We start from the raw sequence: 16,953 nt of genomic DNA on the forward strand, positions 1-16,953 counted from the left end.
AAAGAAAGTCTATATAATCTCCGAGAAGGAGGCGTTAAGATTGCTTCAGAAAATGCAGAAAATGAAAGATATGTTAATCTCAAAAAGTAAGACTAAGAGATTAACAGTAATATTGAGCAGTATCGCCGCATTAGCTCTGATTGTAGGCTTTACCGTGTACGAATTCACAAAACATACCGTTACATTAGATTTAGACGGAAAACAAGAAACAATACGTACACATGCTAGTACAATAGCTGACATTCTTGCAATCTATGATATACAAGTACGAGATGAAGATTATTTGTCACATGCATTAAATACTGAAATTAACGGAGATTTATCTTTTCAATGGAAAGCATCTGTCCCTGTAACACTTGCCCTTGATGGAGAGACTAGGAGTATTTGGACAGCAGCAGATACTGTTGAAAGTATGTTGCAAGCTGAAAAGATTGCTATCAAAGACCATGATGAAGTTATCCCACCGTTATTGACAAAGATAGAAAAGGATATGACTATCTCTGTTAAAGCAGCATTTGAAGTAACGTTACAAGATGGGTTAGATGAAGAGAAGCATGTTTGGTCAACTTCGATTACGGTCGCTGACTTTTTAAAACAACAAGAGATCACATTACAAGAATATGATCGAGTCGAACCAGCACTGGACGAATTGGTTACAAAGGACGCTACTGTCCAAATCGTTCGAGTAGAAAAAGTCACCGATGTAGTGGAAGAACCAGTTGACTATGCAGTTGTTACGAAAAAGGACTCATCCTTAGACAAAGGAAAAGAAAGAGTCTTAGAACAAGGCACAAAAGGTATCGTAGCTAAATACTACGAGGTCTTTTTAGAAAATGGTCAAGAAGTATCTCGTGAGCTAATCAAAACAGAAGAGATTCAAAAAAGTAAAGATCGTGTAGTTGCTGTCGGTACTAAGGTACTCCAACCCGTATCTCGTGGCTCAAGTGAAGTCGTGGAAGAATTTTATGTTACAGCCACTGCATATACTGCATATTGTACAGGATGCTCAGGCATCACAACCACGGGAATAAATTTACGTGCAAACCCAGACTTGAAGGTCATTGCTGTTGACCCTAGTATCATTCCACTAGGTACTAAAGTGTATGTTGAAGGCTATGGCTATGCTATTGCTGGGGATATAGGCTCAGCCATTAAAGGTTATAAAATTGATGTATTTATCCCAGATAAGTCCCGCGCTTATCGTTGGGGAGTACGCAAAGTGAAAATAAAAATACTAGACTAAAAGCAAAGGGAGGTGCTAGACGCCTCTCTTTTTTGTTTGCCATTTAAAATGTAAATGTTTAAATCATTTTTTTGTTTTTGTTAATTATGATGTAATAGTATAAAATGTAATGAGTTCAATAATAGAGACGAGATAATTAGTGGATTGGTTACAGCATTTGGAGGAAACTTATGAAGAAGCTAAGAGAAATTATAGTCGTTGAGGGCAAGGATGACACCGTTGCAATCAAACGTGCTGTTAATGCAGATACGATTGAAACAAATGGATCTGCCATTAATGAAAAGACGTTGTTAATGATAAGAAAGGCTCAAGAAACACGTGGTGTCATTGTATTTACTGACCCAGATTATCCTGGAGAAAAGATTCGTAAAACGATTCAGCAACATGTACCTGGCTGTAGACATGCTTTTTTACCAAAGCAAGAAGCCATTGCAAAAAATAGTAAAGGACTAGGTGTTGAACATGCTTCTGTTGAGTCAATAAGAAGGGCCTTAGCCGATGCGCATGAGGAGCAAGGAGAGTATGAGTTGCTTATACCATATGAAGAGCTATTGCTAGCGGGTCTTATAGGGGGCGAGCATGCTCGTGCAAGACGTGAGAAGCTTGGAGACATGTTACATATAGGATATACAAATGCAAAACAACTACAAAAGCGCTTAGCTATGTTTAAAGTGACTGAGGAAGCATTTCGTAATGCTATGATACAGATTTTTCAGGAGGAGGATAGAAAGTAATGAATAAAGATATTGCAACTCCTACACGAACGAAAGAGATTTTACAAAAGCATAATTTTTCCTTCAAAAAAAGCTTAGGGCAAAACTTCCTTATAGATACGAATATATTAAGACGTATTGTTGATGAAGCGGGTGTTACAGAAGATACAGGAGCAATTGAGATAGGGCCAGGTATTGGTGCACTAACAGAGCAATTAGCAAAAAGGGCAAACAAGGTTGTTGCTTTTGAAATTGATCAGAGGTTATTGCCGATACTTGCTGACACATTAGCACCATATGATAATGTAACGGTTGTTCATAAAGATGTACTTGAAGCAGATATTGAAACAGTTATTAAAGATGAGTTTCCTAATGCAAAATCTTTAAAGGTTGTAGCTAATCTCCCTTACTATGTTACGACACCTATTGTCATGAAGCTGCTATCAGAAAATATTCCAATTGACTCTATTACGGTTATGCTACAGAAGGAAGTAGCAGACCGAATGGCAGCTAAGCCAGGTACAAAGGATTACGGTTCTTTATCTATCGCGGTGCAGTATTATACCGAGGCTAAGACTGTCCTTATTGTTCCTAAAACGGTATTTGTTCCTCAACCTAATGTAGATTCGGCGGTAATTCGATTAACTAGACGGGAAAAACCAGCTGTAGAAACAAGCAATGAGCAGTTTTTCTTTGAAGTGGTAAAAGCGAGCTTTGCTCAAAGACGAAAAACAATTTTTAATAATTTATCAAATCACTTCAAGAATGTCGAAAAAGCAATAATTGAAAAAGTGTTACTTGAGTCGGAAATTGATCCGAAAAGACGTGGAGAAACGTTATCTATTCAAGAATTTGCTACTTTAAGTAATAATATTTACGCTATCACTCGCTAAGAAGCCTAGAGATATTCTCTAGGTTTTTTCAATGTATATAAAGCATAAAAAGAGACTATCGACAACGTATTGGATAGCATTCTTTCTTGTCACCGATTCAGTCTAGGGTGCATAGCCTAATTTATAGAGAAGGGCAACAGACCTGTCTAAAATGGAGTGAATCTTATGGCTATTAAGGTCGGTGACATTGTAGGGCGTCTATCATATAAATGTGATATTTATTTTCGTGTTGTAAATATAAAAGAAAATGAGTCAGGGCAGTCAATCGTTATTTTATACGGAGAAGATATGAGACTTATGGCAGACGCACCGTATGAAGACTTGCAACTCATTGATACAAGTGAGCATATGGCCCGACAAAAGCAACAGGAAGAGCTTGTGGACCAATCGTTTGAATTGTTTAAGCAGGATTATTCACTATTGCGAGAAAAGCATGAGTTTTATGCCACAAATGGGTATCATTCAAAATTGGATTTTTTTCAAATACCGGGTAAAGTACTACATTTAGATGGTGATCCTGTATACTTACGTAAATGTTTAGCTCTTTACGAGAGAATTGGGGTTCCCGTTCATGGCGTACATTGTTTGGAAACAGAAATGCCAGAGAAAATAGATGAACTAATCGAAAGATATCGACCAGATATTCTTGTTATTACAGGTCATGATGCCTATTCAAAATCTAAAGGCAAAAAGCATGACTTGAATGCATATCGTCATTCGAAACATTTCGTCCAGACGGTAAGAAAAGCACGCCGTCACGTGCCGAACCTTGATCAACTTGTGATTTTCGCAGGCGCATGTCAATCACATTTTGAATCATTGATTCGAGCAGGTGCTAATTTTGCGAGTTCACCAACTCGAATTAATATTCATGCGTTAGATCCTGTCTATATTGTAGGTAAAATTAGTTTTACCCCGTTTATTGAGCATGTGAATGTATGGGATGTATTGAGAAATACTTTAACAGGTGAAAAAGGCTTAGGAGGCGTTGACACGAAAGGAGTGCTACGAACTGGTATGCCGTTTCACCGCCATAGTGAAGAAGAATGAACCAAATGGATACTTCCGTTTGGTTTTTTTATTTTTGGCTGTGATTAAGAACGATGTTGGTTTTTAATTAATTGTTGATTGTAGCGGAATGCGAGAGACTTTAATGTATTTTGTGAAACATTTTCAAGTAGAGATGGTGTTATTAAACAAAATGATTGTAAAAAAAAAATCTACAAAAATAGAGGAATACCGCGAGTTTTGATAATATTTTCTCTTGTTAGTACATATTACATTGTATGTTGGTTACATTAATTGTTGTAATTTATATTATTTTGTCAGTAAAAATACATTGACAGTAAATTTGTCTTATTGTTATAATTTTAGTTTTTGCTTGACTTTTTTTGTGTTATTTCGTATAATGAAATTAGTGAGGTGGAGTAAATACATGCCAAAAACGTTAAAGGATATTAAACATGTGTTAGATTCCAATTTGGGTAAAAGGCTAACATTGAAAGCCAACGGAGGACGTCGTAAAACGATTGAACGTTCAGGGGTTTTAGCTGAGACGTATCCAGCCGTTTTTGTGATTGAACTCGACCAAGAAGAGAATTCATTTGAAAGAGTCTCTTATAGCTACGCAGATATACTAACAGAAACAGTTCAATTAACATTCTTTGATGAAACATCAGGGAGTATGGCCTTAAGCGGACAGTAAACAATCAGTTTACTGTCTTTTTACTTTACTTTGTTTTTTTAAAAAAATTGTGTTACCATTATGGACGCGAAAAAATCTCCTATGGAGGTCATACTATTTTTCCCACCTAACATGAAGCAGCCAGGCTTTTGTCTGCGTTCAGGTCTTTTTGGTATGTGGATGCTTTGGATAAAAACATTTTTACCAGAAAGCTTATCTATTTCCTTGTGTTTATTAGTAAAGGTTAGCAAATACTAATAAAAATAAATGCATGGAAGGCGGTATCCTCATGTCTAGAAGAAGATCTCGTGTTATGAATGAGAAATTTAAAGAAGAGCTTGCTAAAGACTTAGGCTTTTATGAAACGGTTGAATCAAAAGGTTGGAAAGGCATTCGTGCTGAAGATGCAGGTAATATGGTAAAGCGTGCAGTGGAAATGGCAAAGCAAGGTCTTGTTGAAGGTCAATATAAGAAATAAATTACAGCGCCTAGCTCCTAATGCTTAGGCGCTTTTTAGTTATATTGCTATTTTTGTTTTACTTGTATATACGTATGAAACTACATAATAGTAAACAACATTTCACTAGGCATAAGAGTATGGTAAAATGTCGATATATGTAGTTCGGGAAAGATGTAGGTGAATAATTATGAAGCTCCTCGTAAAGGCGCCAGCAAAAATAAATTTATCATTAGACGTACTCGGTAAACGTTCTGATGGGTATCATGAAGTAGAAATGGTAATGACAACTGTAGACTTGGCTGATCGAATAGAATTAACTTTATTGCCGACGAAAGCTATAAAGATTCAATCATATAGCCGTTTTGTTCCCGAGGATCACCGTAATTTAGCGTATCAAGCAGCAAAGCTTCTACAGGACATGTTTGACGTTAAACAAGGTGTGCAGATTTCCATAAGAAAGTTAATTCCAGTTGCCGCTGGTTTAGCTGGTGGAAGTAGCGATGCAGCAGCAACGTTACGCGGTTTAAACCAATTATGGGGTTTGGGTCTTTCATTAGATGAACTCGCTACCATTGGGGCGAAGATAGGCTCGGACGTTTCATTTTGTGTGTATGGTGGCACTGCGTTAGCGACAGGTAGAGGGGAGAAGATTCAACACTTACCGGCTCCTCCACACTGTTGGGTTATCCTTGCAAAACCAACGATAGGGGTTTCAACAGCGGATGTATATCGCAATTTTGAACTGAATAAAGCGAATAGACCAGATGTACAGGCCATGGTGTCAGCAATTGAGACCGGTAGATTTGATGATGTATGTCAACATGTTGGGAATGCGCTTGAAAGTGTAACGCTTCAAATGCATCCAGAGGTTGCGCATTTAAAGGATCAAATGAAACGGTTTGGAGCTGATGCAGTGTTAATGAGTGGGAGTGGCCCGACGGTTTTTGGATTAGTAAAGCATGATTCGCGAATGCAGCGTATCTACAATGGTTTGAGAGGCTTTTGTGATCAGGTTTTTGCCGTACAAATGCTAGGTGAAACTCATACTATTGATTAAATCCGTATATTGGTGTAATATTTAAGCAATAATATTCGGGTTTTGGAGGAATGCTGTTTTGAAATTTCGTCGTAGTAGTCGATTAGTTGACATGACAAACCATTTACGTGAACACCCTCGTCAACTCATCCCGTTAACATACTTCTCAGATAAATATGATTCTGCAAAGTCTTCCATTAGTGAAGATTTAACAATTATTAAACAAACGTTCGAGGAACAAGGTATTGGGACAGTTATGACAGTGCCAGGTGCAGCGGGAGGGGTAAAATACATTCCGACTGCTGAAGAAAAATCTACAAATGAGTTTATTGCAGCATTATGTGACAAGATGGCGAGTCCAAACCGGTTATTACCAGGTGGTTATTTGTATTTGACTGATATACTAGGTCAGCCCCAAACAGTTCAAGCTATAGGGCGAATTTTTGCCTCTATATTTGCTAAACTTGAAATTGACGTTGTAATGACTGTCGCCACAAAAGGAATTCCGCTTGCGTATGCTACCGCAAACTATTTAAATGTGCCTGTAGTCATTGTCAGACGGGATACGCATGTGACAGAAGGCTCTACGGTTAGTATTAATTACGTTTCAGGTTCGTCAAAACGCATCCAAACAATGATGCTGTCAAAACGTAGCTTAGCTGAAGGCTCAAGAGTGCTCATCATTGATGATTTTATGAAGGCTGGCGGTACCATTCAAGGTATGATTAGTCTGTTAGAGGAATTTAATGCTGTTGTGTCAGGGATTGGTGTCCTTGTTGAAGCAGAAGGAACAGAGGAAAAACTCGTTCAACAATATGTTTCACTCGTAAGATTACATAGTGTTAATATAAAAGAGAAACAAATCCATGTAGATAAAGGAAACTATTAAGCGAACGAGGGGAGAAGTTAACAATGAAAATTGTTCAAACGGACCAAGCACCGGCTGCGATTGGCCCATATTCTCAAGGCGTTATAGTCAATAACATGTTTTATAGCTCGGGGCAAATTCCATTGACGGCTGAAGGGGTACTAATCGAAGGTTCAATCACAGAGCAAACCCATCAAGTTTTTAAAAACATAGAAGCGGTTTTACTAGCCGCAGGCGCAACATTACGAACAGTAGTTAAAACAACAGTGTTTCTACAAGATATGAATGACTTTCAAGAGATGAATGAAGTATATAGTGAGTATTTTGGTGATCATAAACCTGCTCGATCCACTGTTCAGGTAGCCCGTTTACCAAAGGATGCAAAAGTGGAAATAGAGGTTATTGCCCTAATTAAATAACTATTTAGCGCAACGCAAAGGTGTGTACTGACGAACTCAGATATACATGTTTGCGTTTTGTTTTTTATTTAAGAAAAGTAGGTGCTTGAACGATCAAGCGCCTACTGAGTGTGTTTTTTAAAAGAAGAATGGGAAAAAGAAACTGCGAATTCCAAAGAACGGGAAGCGGAAGCGACGGAATCTTCTAAAACGATATGGATAGCCATAGCCACCGAACCCGCCATATCCTCCGTAGCCAAGACCACCATAGCCACCATATCCAAAGCGATTGTCATCCATGTCACCTATAGGGACTAATAAATACACATTGTCATCATCATGCCTTTCAAGAATACCTTCGTAGCTGTTTCCATCTTCCATATGAATGCCTATCATATAAAAATTATAAGTGTTACAAAAATTGTATTTATCCTCCATGTTCATTTCAGCACCCGCTCTAGATAGTGACATAGCATCGTATTGTTGATTGTAATGCAATGTAAGCTCTCCCTTCGTCTTAATTCATTTACATAGTATTCAGCCTATAGGTGTTTGACACAGTTTTTTAACATTGTTACTCACGGTTATATAAAGGTTTAAAAATGTATCGTTGCGAAGGTTCGGTAAAAATGACTATTCGTACTTCACCCCAAAAATTAGAGTGGAATATCTATCTTTTGGGGTGTTGCTTTGTTTAGATAATCTACTTATCTTACATGCTTGTTATACTAATATTGAATTATATTTAGTGATAGAAACTAATGTTCAATAAAAAAATTATATTAATCACAAATTTTTTAAAAAATTTGCAGGAATAAGAAGGAAATTGAATATTTACGTTGAATACTTAATACAAGTTTCTTATACATCATAAGGTGGTGAAATGCATGGAAGTTACTGACGTAAGGCTTCGACGAGTTAATACAGACGGAAGAATGAGAGCGATTGCATCAATTACACTAGACCATGAATTTGTTGTTCATGACATTCGAGTTATTGATGGCAATAATGGTTTATTCGTTGCTATGCCAAGCAAGCGTACTCCTGATGGGGAATTTAGAGATATTGCCCATCCAATTAACTCTAGTACTCGTGCTAAGATTCAAGATGCTGTCCTTGGTGAATATCACCGTGTAGGAGAAGAAGAAGTCGAGTTCGAAGAAGCAGGTGCATCATAAAAAAATATTACATCAAGAGCCACACTGACACAAAGTGGGCTCTTTTTATTGTGGTTGTAAGGTCCTTCCCGCGTATAATTTCCTCACTTATTTCACCTCATTAAAGACTTCCTTGAAATCCTATTGTTTTTAAGATATATTTTTAATGGGTAAAAAGGTAAATTGGAGGCCTGTAAATGTCAAATAATCGATATGCTGTTGTTTTGGCGGCTGGTCAAGGAACTCGCATGAAATCGAAGTTATATAAAGTGTTACATCCCGTATGTGGGAAGCCTATGGTGGAGCATGTAGTTGATCAATTACAACAAATAGGTTTATCTGAAATTGTTACGGTTGTCGGACATGGTGCGGAAGTAGTCAAAGCACAGCTTCAAGGGAAAAGTGAATTTGTTCTGCAAAATGAACAACTTGGAACAGCACATGCTGTTATGCAGGCTAGTGACTTATTAAAAAACGAATCGGGAACAACTCTTGTTGTTTGTGGAGATACACCGCTGTTGACAAAGGAAACATTACAGTCTTTGCTGGACCATCATGGAAAGCAAGAGGCGAAGGTAACTGTCCTAACGGCAAGCGCTTTTGATCCAACTGGCTATGGTCGTGTAGTGAGAACGACGTCAGGTGATTTACAGAAGATTGTAGAGCATAAAGATGCCACTGAGCAAGAGAGAGAGATATGTGAAATAAACACGGGAACATATTGTTTCGATAATGAAGCTTTATTTCAAGCATTAGAGCAAGTATCAAATGATAATGTTCAAGGAGAGTACTACCTACCAGATGTTATTGAAATATTACAACAAGCTGGTGAAAAGGTAACAGCATTCATGACACAGAATTTTGATGAAACAATGGGTGTAAATGACCGATATGCTTTATCCCAAGCGGAGGCTATTATGCGTGCTCGCATAGCTAAGAAGCATATGCTACAAGGAGTTACTATTGTTGACCCTGAAAATACTTATATAGATTCAAATGTTTTCATTGGTCAAGACACAATAATATATCCCGGAACAGTTTTAAAAGGAAATGTTGAAATCGGTGAGGAATGTACGATTGGTCCAAATAGTGAAATCTCAAATTGCAAAATTGGGAATCATACTGATATACGTCATTCAGTAGCAACAGACAGTGAGATTGGAAGCGATGTGGCAATAGGGCCGTTTGCACATATTCGTCCATCATCATCTATATCAGATGATGTTAAAATCGGGAATTTTGTAGAAGTTAAAAAAGCTTCGTTTGGTAAAGGAAGTAAGGCTTCACATTTAAGTTATATCGGTGATAGCTCAGTGGGACAATCTGTGAACATTGGCTGTGGGACTATTACTGTGAACTATGATGGGAAGAATAAATATAAAACAGTTATAGAAGATAATGCTTTTATTGGTTGTAACTCAAATTTAATTGCACCAGTTACAATTGGAACAGGTGCGTATGTAGCTGCAGGATCAACTATCACAGATGATGTTCCAGCTGATGCATTATCTATTGGGAGAGCTCGACAAGTTAATAAAGAGGAATATGCAAAAAAAATAAAAGAATAAAGTCTGCTGCTAAGCACAAATAAGAAGTTCACTATAAATTGGAGGTTCCTTGTACAAAATGCCTAATCAATATCTTGATCCAAACCTTAAAGTATTTACGTTAAATTCGAATGAAACTTTAGCAAAACAAATTGCGAAAGTGATTGGTGTTGAACTTGGTAAATGTTCGGTCACACGTTTTAGTGATGGTGAAGTGCAAATTAATATTGAGGAAAGTATTCGTGGTTGTGATGTGTTTATTATCCAGTCTACGAGTGCTCCAGTAAACGAGCATCTTATGGAGTTGCTTATTATGATTGACGCGCTGAAGCGTGCGTCAGCGAAAACAATTAACATTGTTATGCCGTACTATGGATATGCACGTCAAGATCGTAAAGCACGCTCTCGTGAGCCGATAACGGCTAAGTTAGTAGCTGATTTATTGCAAGTAGCAGGAGCTACTCGTGTCATTTCGTTAGATTTACATGCACCACAAATTCAAGGTTTCTTTGATATTCCAATTGACCATTTATTCGGAGTACCGATTATTGCTAACTATTTTGAAGAAAAGAATTTTGAGGATGTTGTTATTGTATCGCCTGATCACGGCGGTGTTACTCGTGCACGTAAATTGGCTGAACGTTTAAAGGCGCCAATTGCAATAATTGATAAACGTCGTCCCAAGCCTAACGTAGCTGAAGTGATGAATATTGTTGGGCACGTACAAGGTAAGACATGTATTCTAATTGATGATATTATCGATACAGCTGGTACTATTACGTTAGCAGCTAATGCTTTAGTTGAAAACGGTGCAACACAAGTATATGCCGCTTGTACGCATCCAGTATTATCAGGACCAGCTATAGATCGCATTCAGAACTCAAATATTAAGGAACTAGTTGTCCTAAATACAATTGAGCTTTCGGAAGAAAAGAAAACCGATAAAGTTATTGAGCTATCAGTAGCACCAATTATTGGTGAAGCTATCATTCGTGTACATGAAGAGCAGTCAATTAGTTCTTTATTCGATTAAGAATTAGCTAAACAGAGTAAAAATTATGTTTAGACCTTTCTATTTTTGGAGAAGTTTTAGATAGAACGTTATCCAAATAGGAAGGTGATTAAAATGTCAGCACAATTACAAGCCAATTCTCGTGAGAATTCCACTAGATCTATGCTTAGAAAGCTTCGAAATGAAGGGAAAATACCTGCAGTTGTTTATGGTGGTCAAGTAGCGAATAAATCGGTAACGATTGATAGTCATGATTTTTTAAGAACTATTAAAGAAAATGGGCGTAATGGTATTATTACTCTTCAAGTAGATGGAGATCAACATACAGTGATGCTCCATGATTATCAAAAGGATCCTATTCATGGTGAGATGATTACTCATGCAGATTTTCAAGTTGTTGATAGCTCTGCAAAAGTAGAAGTAGATGTAAACGTGCATCTGATTGGAAAGGCGCCTGGCGTAAAGGCTGGGGGAATTGTGCAACAACCATTACACCAGCTGACCATTAAGGTAACGGCCACAGATGTTCCAAAGGCCATTGATGTAGATATTGCTAGCCTAGAGGTTGGAGATTCAATCTATGTTGGTGATATCCGCATGTTTAGAGATTATGAAATACTGCATGAAGATAACGAGGTAGTTGTATCGATTTTACCTCCGAAATTACATGCTGATGAAACACAAGAAGAAGCTTCTGAACAAGCAGAAGAAAAAGATTTTCATGAAAAAGCCGGCGTGACAACGATAGAAGAGTAATTAAAATTCATAGACGTAACCGTTCATGGTTACGTCTTTTAGATTAACATATAATAAAATCTAGATTACGCTGTTAGCAAGCGTTAAATATACTTCATCGCTCTATTATAGAGTGTTGTTTCAAAAAGGTGGTCTTTTACTGGCCGGTCAAATCTCATGACAATGAAAAATGTGAGGATGTTTAGATATAAATTCTTGTCTAAACTTGATAGGGTTTAGCTTGGGGGGAACTGTGTGAAGCTTATTGTTGGATTAGGAAATCCTGGGTTACAATATAAACAAACGCGACATAATGTTGGATTTATGGTTATGGATGAGTTAGCATCAAGGTTACATACGGCCTTTGATAAAACAAATTTTAAAGGAATATATGCAGTTGCAAATAAAAATGGCGAAAAGGTCATACTTCTTAAGCCATTAACATATATGAATTTATCAGGGGAATGTGTAAGACCATTGTTAGATTATTTTAAATTAGAGCTTGATGACCTTGTCGTTGTGTATGATGATTTGGATTTACCTGCTGGGAAAATTCGCCTGCGAACAAAAGGTAGTGCTGGTGGCCATAACGGAATTAAGTCACTTATTCAGCATTTAGGTACACAAGAATTTAAGCGTGTTAGAGTGGGGATAGGGCGTCCTGAAGGTAGAATACCTATATCAGACTATGTGTTAAGTCCGTTTCACAAGGAAGAACAAGCTTTAATACAACAAGCTATTGATAAGAGCAGTGAGGCTTGCTTAGAATGGTTAGAGACGTCTTATGTGGAAGTAATGAATAAATATAATGTACAATAATATTAATTGAATAATATCTTGTCCTAGCGTTCATACTAATAATGACAACGTTATGGGGAGGATATATATGTCTATACATTATCATTGTCGTCATTGTGGCTATCATGTTGGTAGTATTGACAACCAAACTGTTCAAGCCACAAATCTAGGTTTTCATTTATTAACAGACAATGAACGCCAAGATATGATTTCCTATGAAACAAATGGCGATATTATTGTAAAAACCATATGTGAGGATTGCCATGAGGCTCTTAATAGAAACCCACATTATCATGAGTGTGATTCATTTATTCAATAAATTTTGACCGCTTTGGCATATACCAAAGCATTTTTCTGTTTAATAAAATGGTTCATTACAAGGGTATCTGTTGTTATAGTAATAGCTCTGTTAAAACGTCAATGTTGATTTTCGCTCCACTGCACTCGCTTTCCGCGGGCGATTTGGGAGCCTCCTCGGCGGTAAGCGCCTGTGGGGTCTTCTGTCTACCAATCTTCCCGTAGGACGTTGAATAGGCTTCTTTAGGGCCTACATCGTACGAAGAAAATGCGATAGCATTATCGAGGAGTCTCGTGCGTTTCGCTACAATCAAAAAGTATTTAATAATCAACAGCTATCTTTAACAAAGCAATAGTAATAGAAAACTTGTAATCATAGGGAAGTTTCAAAGAAGCGTGGGATGTATGCTAACCCAGTTTCGTTAAGGTTTTGAGGGGAGGGGATTAGATTGGAAAGTTTGTTGCAAGTTTTTTATGAGCAAGATGACTTTAAGACCGTAATAAATGGAATAGATGAAGGATTAAGAGAGCAGCTTGTCGCAGGATTATCAGGGTCTAGTCGAACACTTTATATCGCGTCACTATATAAGGATTCGAACAGACCTATCTTAGTAGTAACTCATAATCTATTGCAAGCGCAGCGAATATATGATGATTTAGCATCATACTTACATGAAGATGAATTATTTTTGTATCCTGTAAATGAATTAATGGCAGCAGAAATCGGTGTCGCAAGTCCTGAGTTGAAGGGGCAAAGAATTGATGTGCTTAATGCTTTAAGCGCCTTACAAAAAGGTGTTATTATTACACCGGTCGCAGGGTTTAGACGTCTTTTACCAAATATGTCAACTTGGCAGGAATATCAGCTGCGATTTGAAGTCGGAGAAGAAATAGACTTAGATAATATATTAGCTAAGTTTATTGAAATGGGGTATGAAAGAAGCTCAATGGTGCAGGCGCCCGGTGAGTTTAGCTTACGTGGTGGAATTCTTGATATATATCCACTTACGGAGGAAAACCCTTTACGTATTGAGTTATTTGATACAGAAATAGATTCCATTAGGACTTTCTCTCTTGAGGACCAAAGGTCGATATTGAAGAAATCGTATATTACGATTGGTCCTGCAAGCGAATATATTATGACGCAGGATCAAATTAAACTTACAGCTGCTGAATTAGAAGTTAAACTGTCTTCTAGTCTGAAAAAGGTAAAAGATGATGCTGCTAAAAAACGACTCGTTGAAAATGTTACGTATGAAATTGAACAATTAAAGCAAGGGCATGTGTCAGAAGAGATATTTAAATATTTATCACTTGTATATAAAACGCCTGCTAGTTTACTAGACTATGTACCTAATAATAGTCTTATTGTTATGGATGAAATAAGCCGTATTTACGAGATGACAGAAAGCCTTGAGAAGGAAGAAGCGGAGTGGTTTACAAGTCTTCTCGCTGAAGGGAAAATTGTTCACGATTTAAAAGTTTCCCATAGTGTACAAGAAAGGCTTCAACAAACCGTCAAACCAAAAATATACTTATCTTTATTTTTGCGACATGTACCACACACAAGTCCACAAAATATACTCAATATTACTTGTAAGCAAATGCAAACGTTCTTTGGCCAAATGCATGTGCTAAAAGCAGAGGTAGAGCGTTGGCAAAAGGCTCAATTTGCTGTTGTCTTCTTAGCGGGAACTAAAGAGCGTACAAGAAAGCTTGCTGACTTACTAGATGATTACGATATAGATGCATTTCAAGGAGAAAGTACGCAGGTTCAAGCAGGAAAAGTCCAAATTGTTGAAGGTGAACTGCATAGTGGTTTTGAATTACCAATGCAAAAGCTTGTCGTTATAACCGAAGAAGAGGTTTTTAAGAAAAAATCGAAAAAGTCGAAATCAAGACAAAAACTTTCAAATGCTGAACGAATCAAATCTTATTCTGAACTCGCTGTTGGTGATTACGTCGTTCATGTTAATCATGGTATTGGAAAATACATGGGTATCGAGACCCTAGTTATCAATGGTGTTCATAAAGACTACATACATATTCGTTACCAAGGAACAGATAAATTATATGTACCAGTGGAACAGATTGATCAAGTACAGAAATATGTTGGTGGATCAGAAGGAAAAGAACCAAAAATATACAAGCTTGGCGGAAATGATTGGAAAAAGGTTAAGAAAAAGGTTGAGTCATCTGTTCAAGATATTGCGGATGATTTGTTGAAGCTTTATGCGGAGCGGGAGGCTTCAAAGGGTTATGCATTTTCACCAGATGGGGAAATGCAAAGAGAGTTTGAATCGTCATTTGCTTACAACGAGACTGAGGATCAAATTCGTTCTATAGATGAAATTAAAAAGGATATGGAACGAGAGCGTCCAATGGATCGCTTGCTATGTGGGGATGTTGGTTATGGTAAAACAGAGGTTGCTATTCGGGCAGCGTTTAAAGCAATAGCAGATGGGAAGCAAGTTGCTTTCCTCGTACCAACTACGATTTTAGCTCATCAGCATTATGAAACGCTACGTGAACGTTTTCAAGGGTTTCCTATTGAAATAGCTCAGCTCAGTCGATTCCGAACACGTCAACAGCAAAAAGATACAATTAAAGGGCTAAAACAGGGGACAATTGATATTGTTGTTGGGACTCATAGAATTTTATCAAAGGATCTAGTCTTTAAAGATCTAGGGTTGCTGATTATTGATGAGGAACAACGTTTCGGTGTAAGTCATAAAGAGAAAATTAAACAAATGAAAGCAAATGTTGATGTGTTGACATTAACGGCAACACCTATTCCTAGAACGTTGCATATGTCCATGCTTGGTGTTCGTGACTTATCAGTTATCGAAACGCCACCAGAGAATCGTTTTCCTGTTCAAACGTATGTGATGGAGTATAATGCTGGTCTAGTTCGCGATGCTGTTGAAAGAGAGTTAGCAAGAGGAGGTCAAGTCTTTTTCTTATATAATCGTGTAGAAGACATTGAAAGAAAAGCAGAAGAAATTTCAATGCTTGTGCCCGATGCTCGTGTCACGTTTGCACATGGGAAAATGACTGAAAATGAACTAGAGGCTGTTATGCTTGCGTTTTTAGAAGGTGAATATGATGTCTTAGTAAGTACAACAATTATCGAGACGGGTGTTGATATACCTAATGCCAATACGTTAATTGTTGACAATGCTGACCGAATGGGGCTTTCTCAGTTGTACCAGCTTAGAGGACGAGTAGGGCGTTCTAACCGTGTTGCGTATGCCTATTTTACGTATAGAAAAGATAAAGTACTAACAGAAGTAGCTGAAAGACGTCTACAGGCCATTAAGGAGTTTACGGAGTTAGGATCCGGCTTTAAAATTGCGATGCGTGACTTATCTATCCGAGGGGCAGGCAATATTCTCGGTGCACAGCAGCATGGCTTTATTGACTCAGTCGGCTTTGATCTGTACTCACAGATGCTTAAGGAAGCGATTGAAGCAAGACGCGGAACAGTCGATGATAAACAAAAGGCCAATGTCGAAATTGATTTGGAGCTAGATGCGTATATACCAGATGTGTATATTCAAGATGGTCAGCAAAAAATTGATATGTACAAACGTTTTAGAGGTGTTGATACACTCGAGGACATATTAGAGTTACAAGAGGAAATGACGGACCGCTTTGGTGACTATCCACAAGAAGTAGACCTGTTATTTACCGTAGCGAAAATGAAAGTGTACGCTCGGCAATATGGTGTGGAATCGATTAAACAGAAGAAAGAGGAAATCACACTTCTTCTGAATGAAACAGCTAGTACGACTATTGATGGAGCTAAACTTGTAAAGCAAATTGACAAGTACGGTAGAATGGTCGGACTTGGGATGGAAGGTAATAAGGTAAAGCTAGTTTTACAAATAAAAAATAAAGATCAAACTAGCTGGTTAGCAACCTTAATGGAGATAATAGAGGGGTTTGAAAAGGTACAGCATCCACAAGCTTCATAAAATTGTCACAAGCTTGAAGAATATATAAAAATTTGGATTTTTGTAGTTTAAAGCATAAATAAATGGAGCATACTTATGCTGGGATAATAAAAAAACACTTTCATCGTGAATATTACTCCTATGTTGAAGGATACT

General features: G+C 37.5%; 17 protein-coding genes. 16 read left to right on the plus strand and 1 reads right to left on the minus strand.

The window, feature by feature from the left end:
• The first annotated feature begins 61 nt into the window (after window positions 1-61).
• The 9 genes from EJF36_RS00275 (at window position 62) to EJF36_RS00315 (ending at window position 7,316) form a co-directional block, all read left to right on the plus strand.
• Window positions 62-1,243 (plus strand): G5 and 3D domain-containing protein, encoded by a 1,182-nt coding sequence (locus EJF36_RS00275; RefSeq protein ID WP_125908211.1) that lies wholly within the window; start codon window positions 62-64, stop codon window positions 1,241-1,243.
• A gap of 170 nt (window positions 1,244-1,413) precedes the next feature.
• On the plus strand, window positions 1,414-1,977 hold the full coding sequence (gene rnmV / locus EJF36_RS00280; RefSeq protein ID WP_125904477.1) for a ribonuclease M5: 564 nt from the start codon (window positions 1,414-1,416) through the stop codon (window positions 1,975-1,977).
• Window positions 1,977-2,849: a 16S rRNA (adenine(1518)-N(6)/adenine(1519)-N(6))-dimethyltransferase RsmA gene (gene rsmA, locus EJF36_RS00285; RefSeq protein ID WP_125904478.1), complete on the plus strand. Its 873-nt coding sequence runs from the start codon at window positions 1,977-1,979 to the stop codon at window positions 2,847-2,849. The genes rnmV and rsmA overlap by 1 nt, the downstream gene beginning before the upstream one ends.
• Before the next feature lie 165 nt (window positions 2,850-3,014).
• On the plus strand, window positions 3,015-3,899 hold the full coding sequence (yabG, locus tag EJF36_RS00290) for a sporulation peptidase YabG (protein ID WP_125904479.1): 885 nt from the start codon (window positions 3,015-3,017) through the stop codon (window positions 3,897-3,899).
• A gap of 385 nt (window positions 3,900-4,284) precedes the next feature.
• The gene (gene veg, locus EJF36_RS00295; protein WP_125904480.1) at window positions 4,285-4,554 is read left to right on the plus strand and encodes a biofilm formation stimulator Veg; all 270 of its coding nucleotides are present in this window, start codon (window positions 4,285-4,287) and stop codon (window positions 4,552-4,554) included.
• Between the two features lie 268 nt (window positions 4,555-4,822).
• Window positions 4,823-5,011 (plus strand): small, acid-soluble spore protein, alpha/beta type, encoded by a 189-nt coding sequence (locus EJF36_RS00300; protein WP_125904481.1) that lies wholly within the window; start codon window positions 4,823-4,825, stop codon window positions 5,009-5,011.
• A gap of 169 nt (window positions 5,012-5,180) precedes the next feature.
• Complete coding sequence (gene ispE, locus EJF36_RS00305; RefSeq protein ID WP_125904482.1) at window positions 5,181-6,050, plus strand: 4-(cytidine 5'-diphospho)-2-C-methyl-D-erythritol kinase; 870 nt, start codon at window positions 5,181-5,183, stop codon at window positions 6,048-6,050.
• A gap of 58 nt (window positions 6,051-6,108) precedes the next feature.
• Window positions 6,109-6,918 carry a pur operon repressor gene (purR, locus tag EJF36_RS00310; RefSeq protein WP_125904483.1) on the plus strand — a complete coding sequence of 270 codons (810 nt, stop codon included), beginning with the start codon at window positions 6,109-6,111 and terminating at the stop codon, window positions 6,916-6,918.
• Between the two features lie 23 nt (window positions 6,919-6,941).
• The gene (locus EJF36_RS00315; RefSeq protein WP_125904484.1) at window positions 6,942-7,316 is read left to right on the plus strand and encodes a RidA family protein; all 375 of its coding nucleotides are present in this window, start codon (window positions 6,942-6,944) and stop codon (window positions 7,314-7,316) included.
• A gap of 117 nt (window positions 7,317-7,433) precedes the next feature.
• Here the strand turns inward: EJF36_RS00315 and EJF36_RS00320 are convergent, their stop codons facing one another.
• Window positions 7,434-7,793: a hypothetical protein gene (locus EJF36_RS00320; RefSeq protein WP_125904485.1), complete on the minus strand. Its 360-nt coding sequence runs from the start codon at window positions 7,791-7,793 to the stop codon at window positions 7,434-7,436.
• 389 nt (window positions 7,794-8,182) lie between these two features.
• Here EJF36_RS00320 and spoVG point away from each other — a divergent pair, with 389 nt between their 5' ends.
• The 7 genes from spoVG (at window position 8,183) to mfd (ending at window position 16,818) form a co-directional block, all read left to right on the plus strand.
• Window positions 8,183-8,473, plus strand: a complete 291-nt coding sequence (spoVG, locus tag EJF36_RS00325; RefSeq protein WP_125904486.1) for a septation regulator SpoVG — start codon at window positions 8,183-8,185, stop codon at window positions 8,471-8,473.
• Window positions 8,474-8,649: 176 nt separating this feature from the next.
• The gene (gene glmU / locus EJF36_RS00330; RefSeq protein WP_125904487.1) at window positions 8,650-10,020 is read left to right on the plus strand and encodes a bifunctional UDP-N-acetylglucosamine diphosphorylase/glucosamine-1-phosphate N-acetyltransferase GlmU; all 1,371 of its coding nucleotides are present in this window, start codon (window positions 8,650-8,652) and stop codon (window positions 10,018-10,020) included.
• A 58-nt stretch (window positions 10,021-10,078) separates the two neighbouring features.
• Window positions 10,079-11,032 carry a ribose-phosphate diphosphokinase gene (locus EJF36_RS00335; RefSeq protein WP_125904488.1) on the plus strand — a complete coding sequence of 318 codons (954 nt, stop codon included), beginning with the start codon at window positions 10,079-10,081 and terminating at the stop codon, window positions 11,030-11,032.
• Between the two features lie 93 nt (window positions 11,033-11,125).
• Complete coding sequence (locus EJF36_RS00340; protein WP_125904489.1) at window positions 11,126-11,767, plus strand: 50S ribosomal protein L25/general stress protein Ctc; 642 nt, start codon at window positions 11,126-11,128, stop codon at window positions 11,765-11,767.
• Between the two features lie 234 nt (window positions 11,768-12,001).
• Window positions 12,002-12,565: an aminoacyl-tRNA hydrolase gene (pth, locus tag EJF36_RS00345; protein ID WP_125904490.1), complete on the plus strand. Its 564-nt coding sequence runs from the start codon at window positions 12,002-12,004 to the stop codon at window positions 12,563-12,565.
• Between the two features lie 67 nt (window positions 12,566-12,632).
• Window positions 12,633-12,863 (plus strand): anti-sigma-F factor Fin family protein, encoded by a 231-nt coding sequence (locus tag EJF36_RS00350; protein ID WP_125904491.1) that lies wholly within the window; start codon window positions 12,633-12,635, stop codon window positions 12,861-12,863.
• A 427-nt stretch (window positions 12,864-13,290) separates the two neighbouring features.
• Window positions 13,291-16,818 (plus strand): transcription-repair coupling factor, encoded by a 3,528-nt coding sequence (mfd, locus tag EJF36_RS00355; protein WP_125904492.1) that lies wholly within the window; start codon window positions 13,291-13,293, stop codon window positions 16,816-16,818.
• Window positions 16,819-16,953: the final 135 nt, after the last annotated feature.

Origin of the sequence: Bacillus sp. HMF5848 (genome assembly GCF_003944835.1) — a bacterium.
In the GTDB taxonomy this organism is placed as follows: Bacteria; Bacillota; Bacilli; order Bacillales; family HMF5848; genus HMF5848.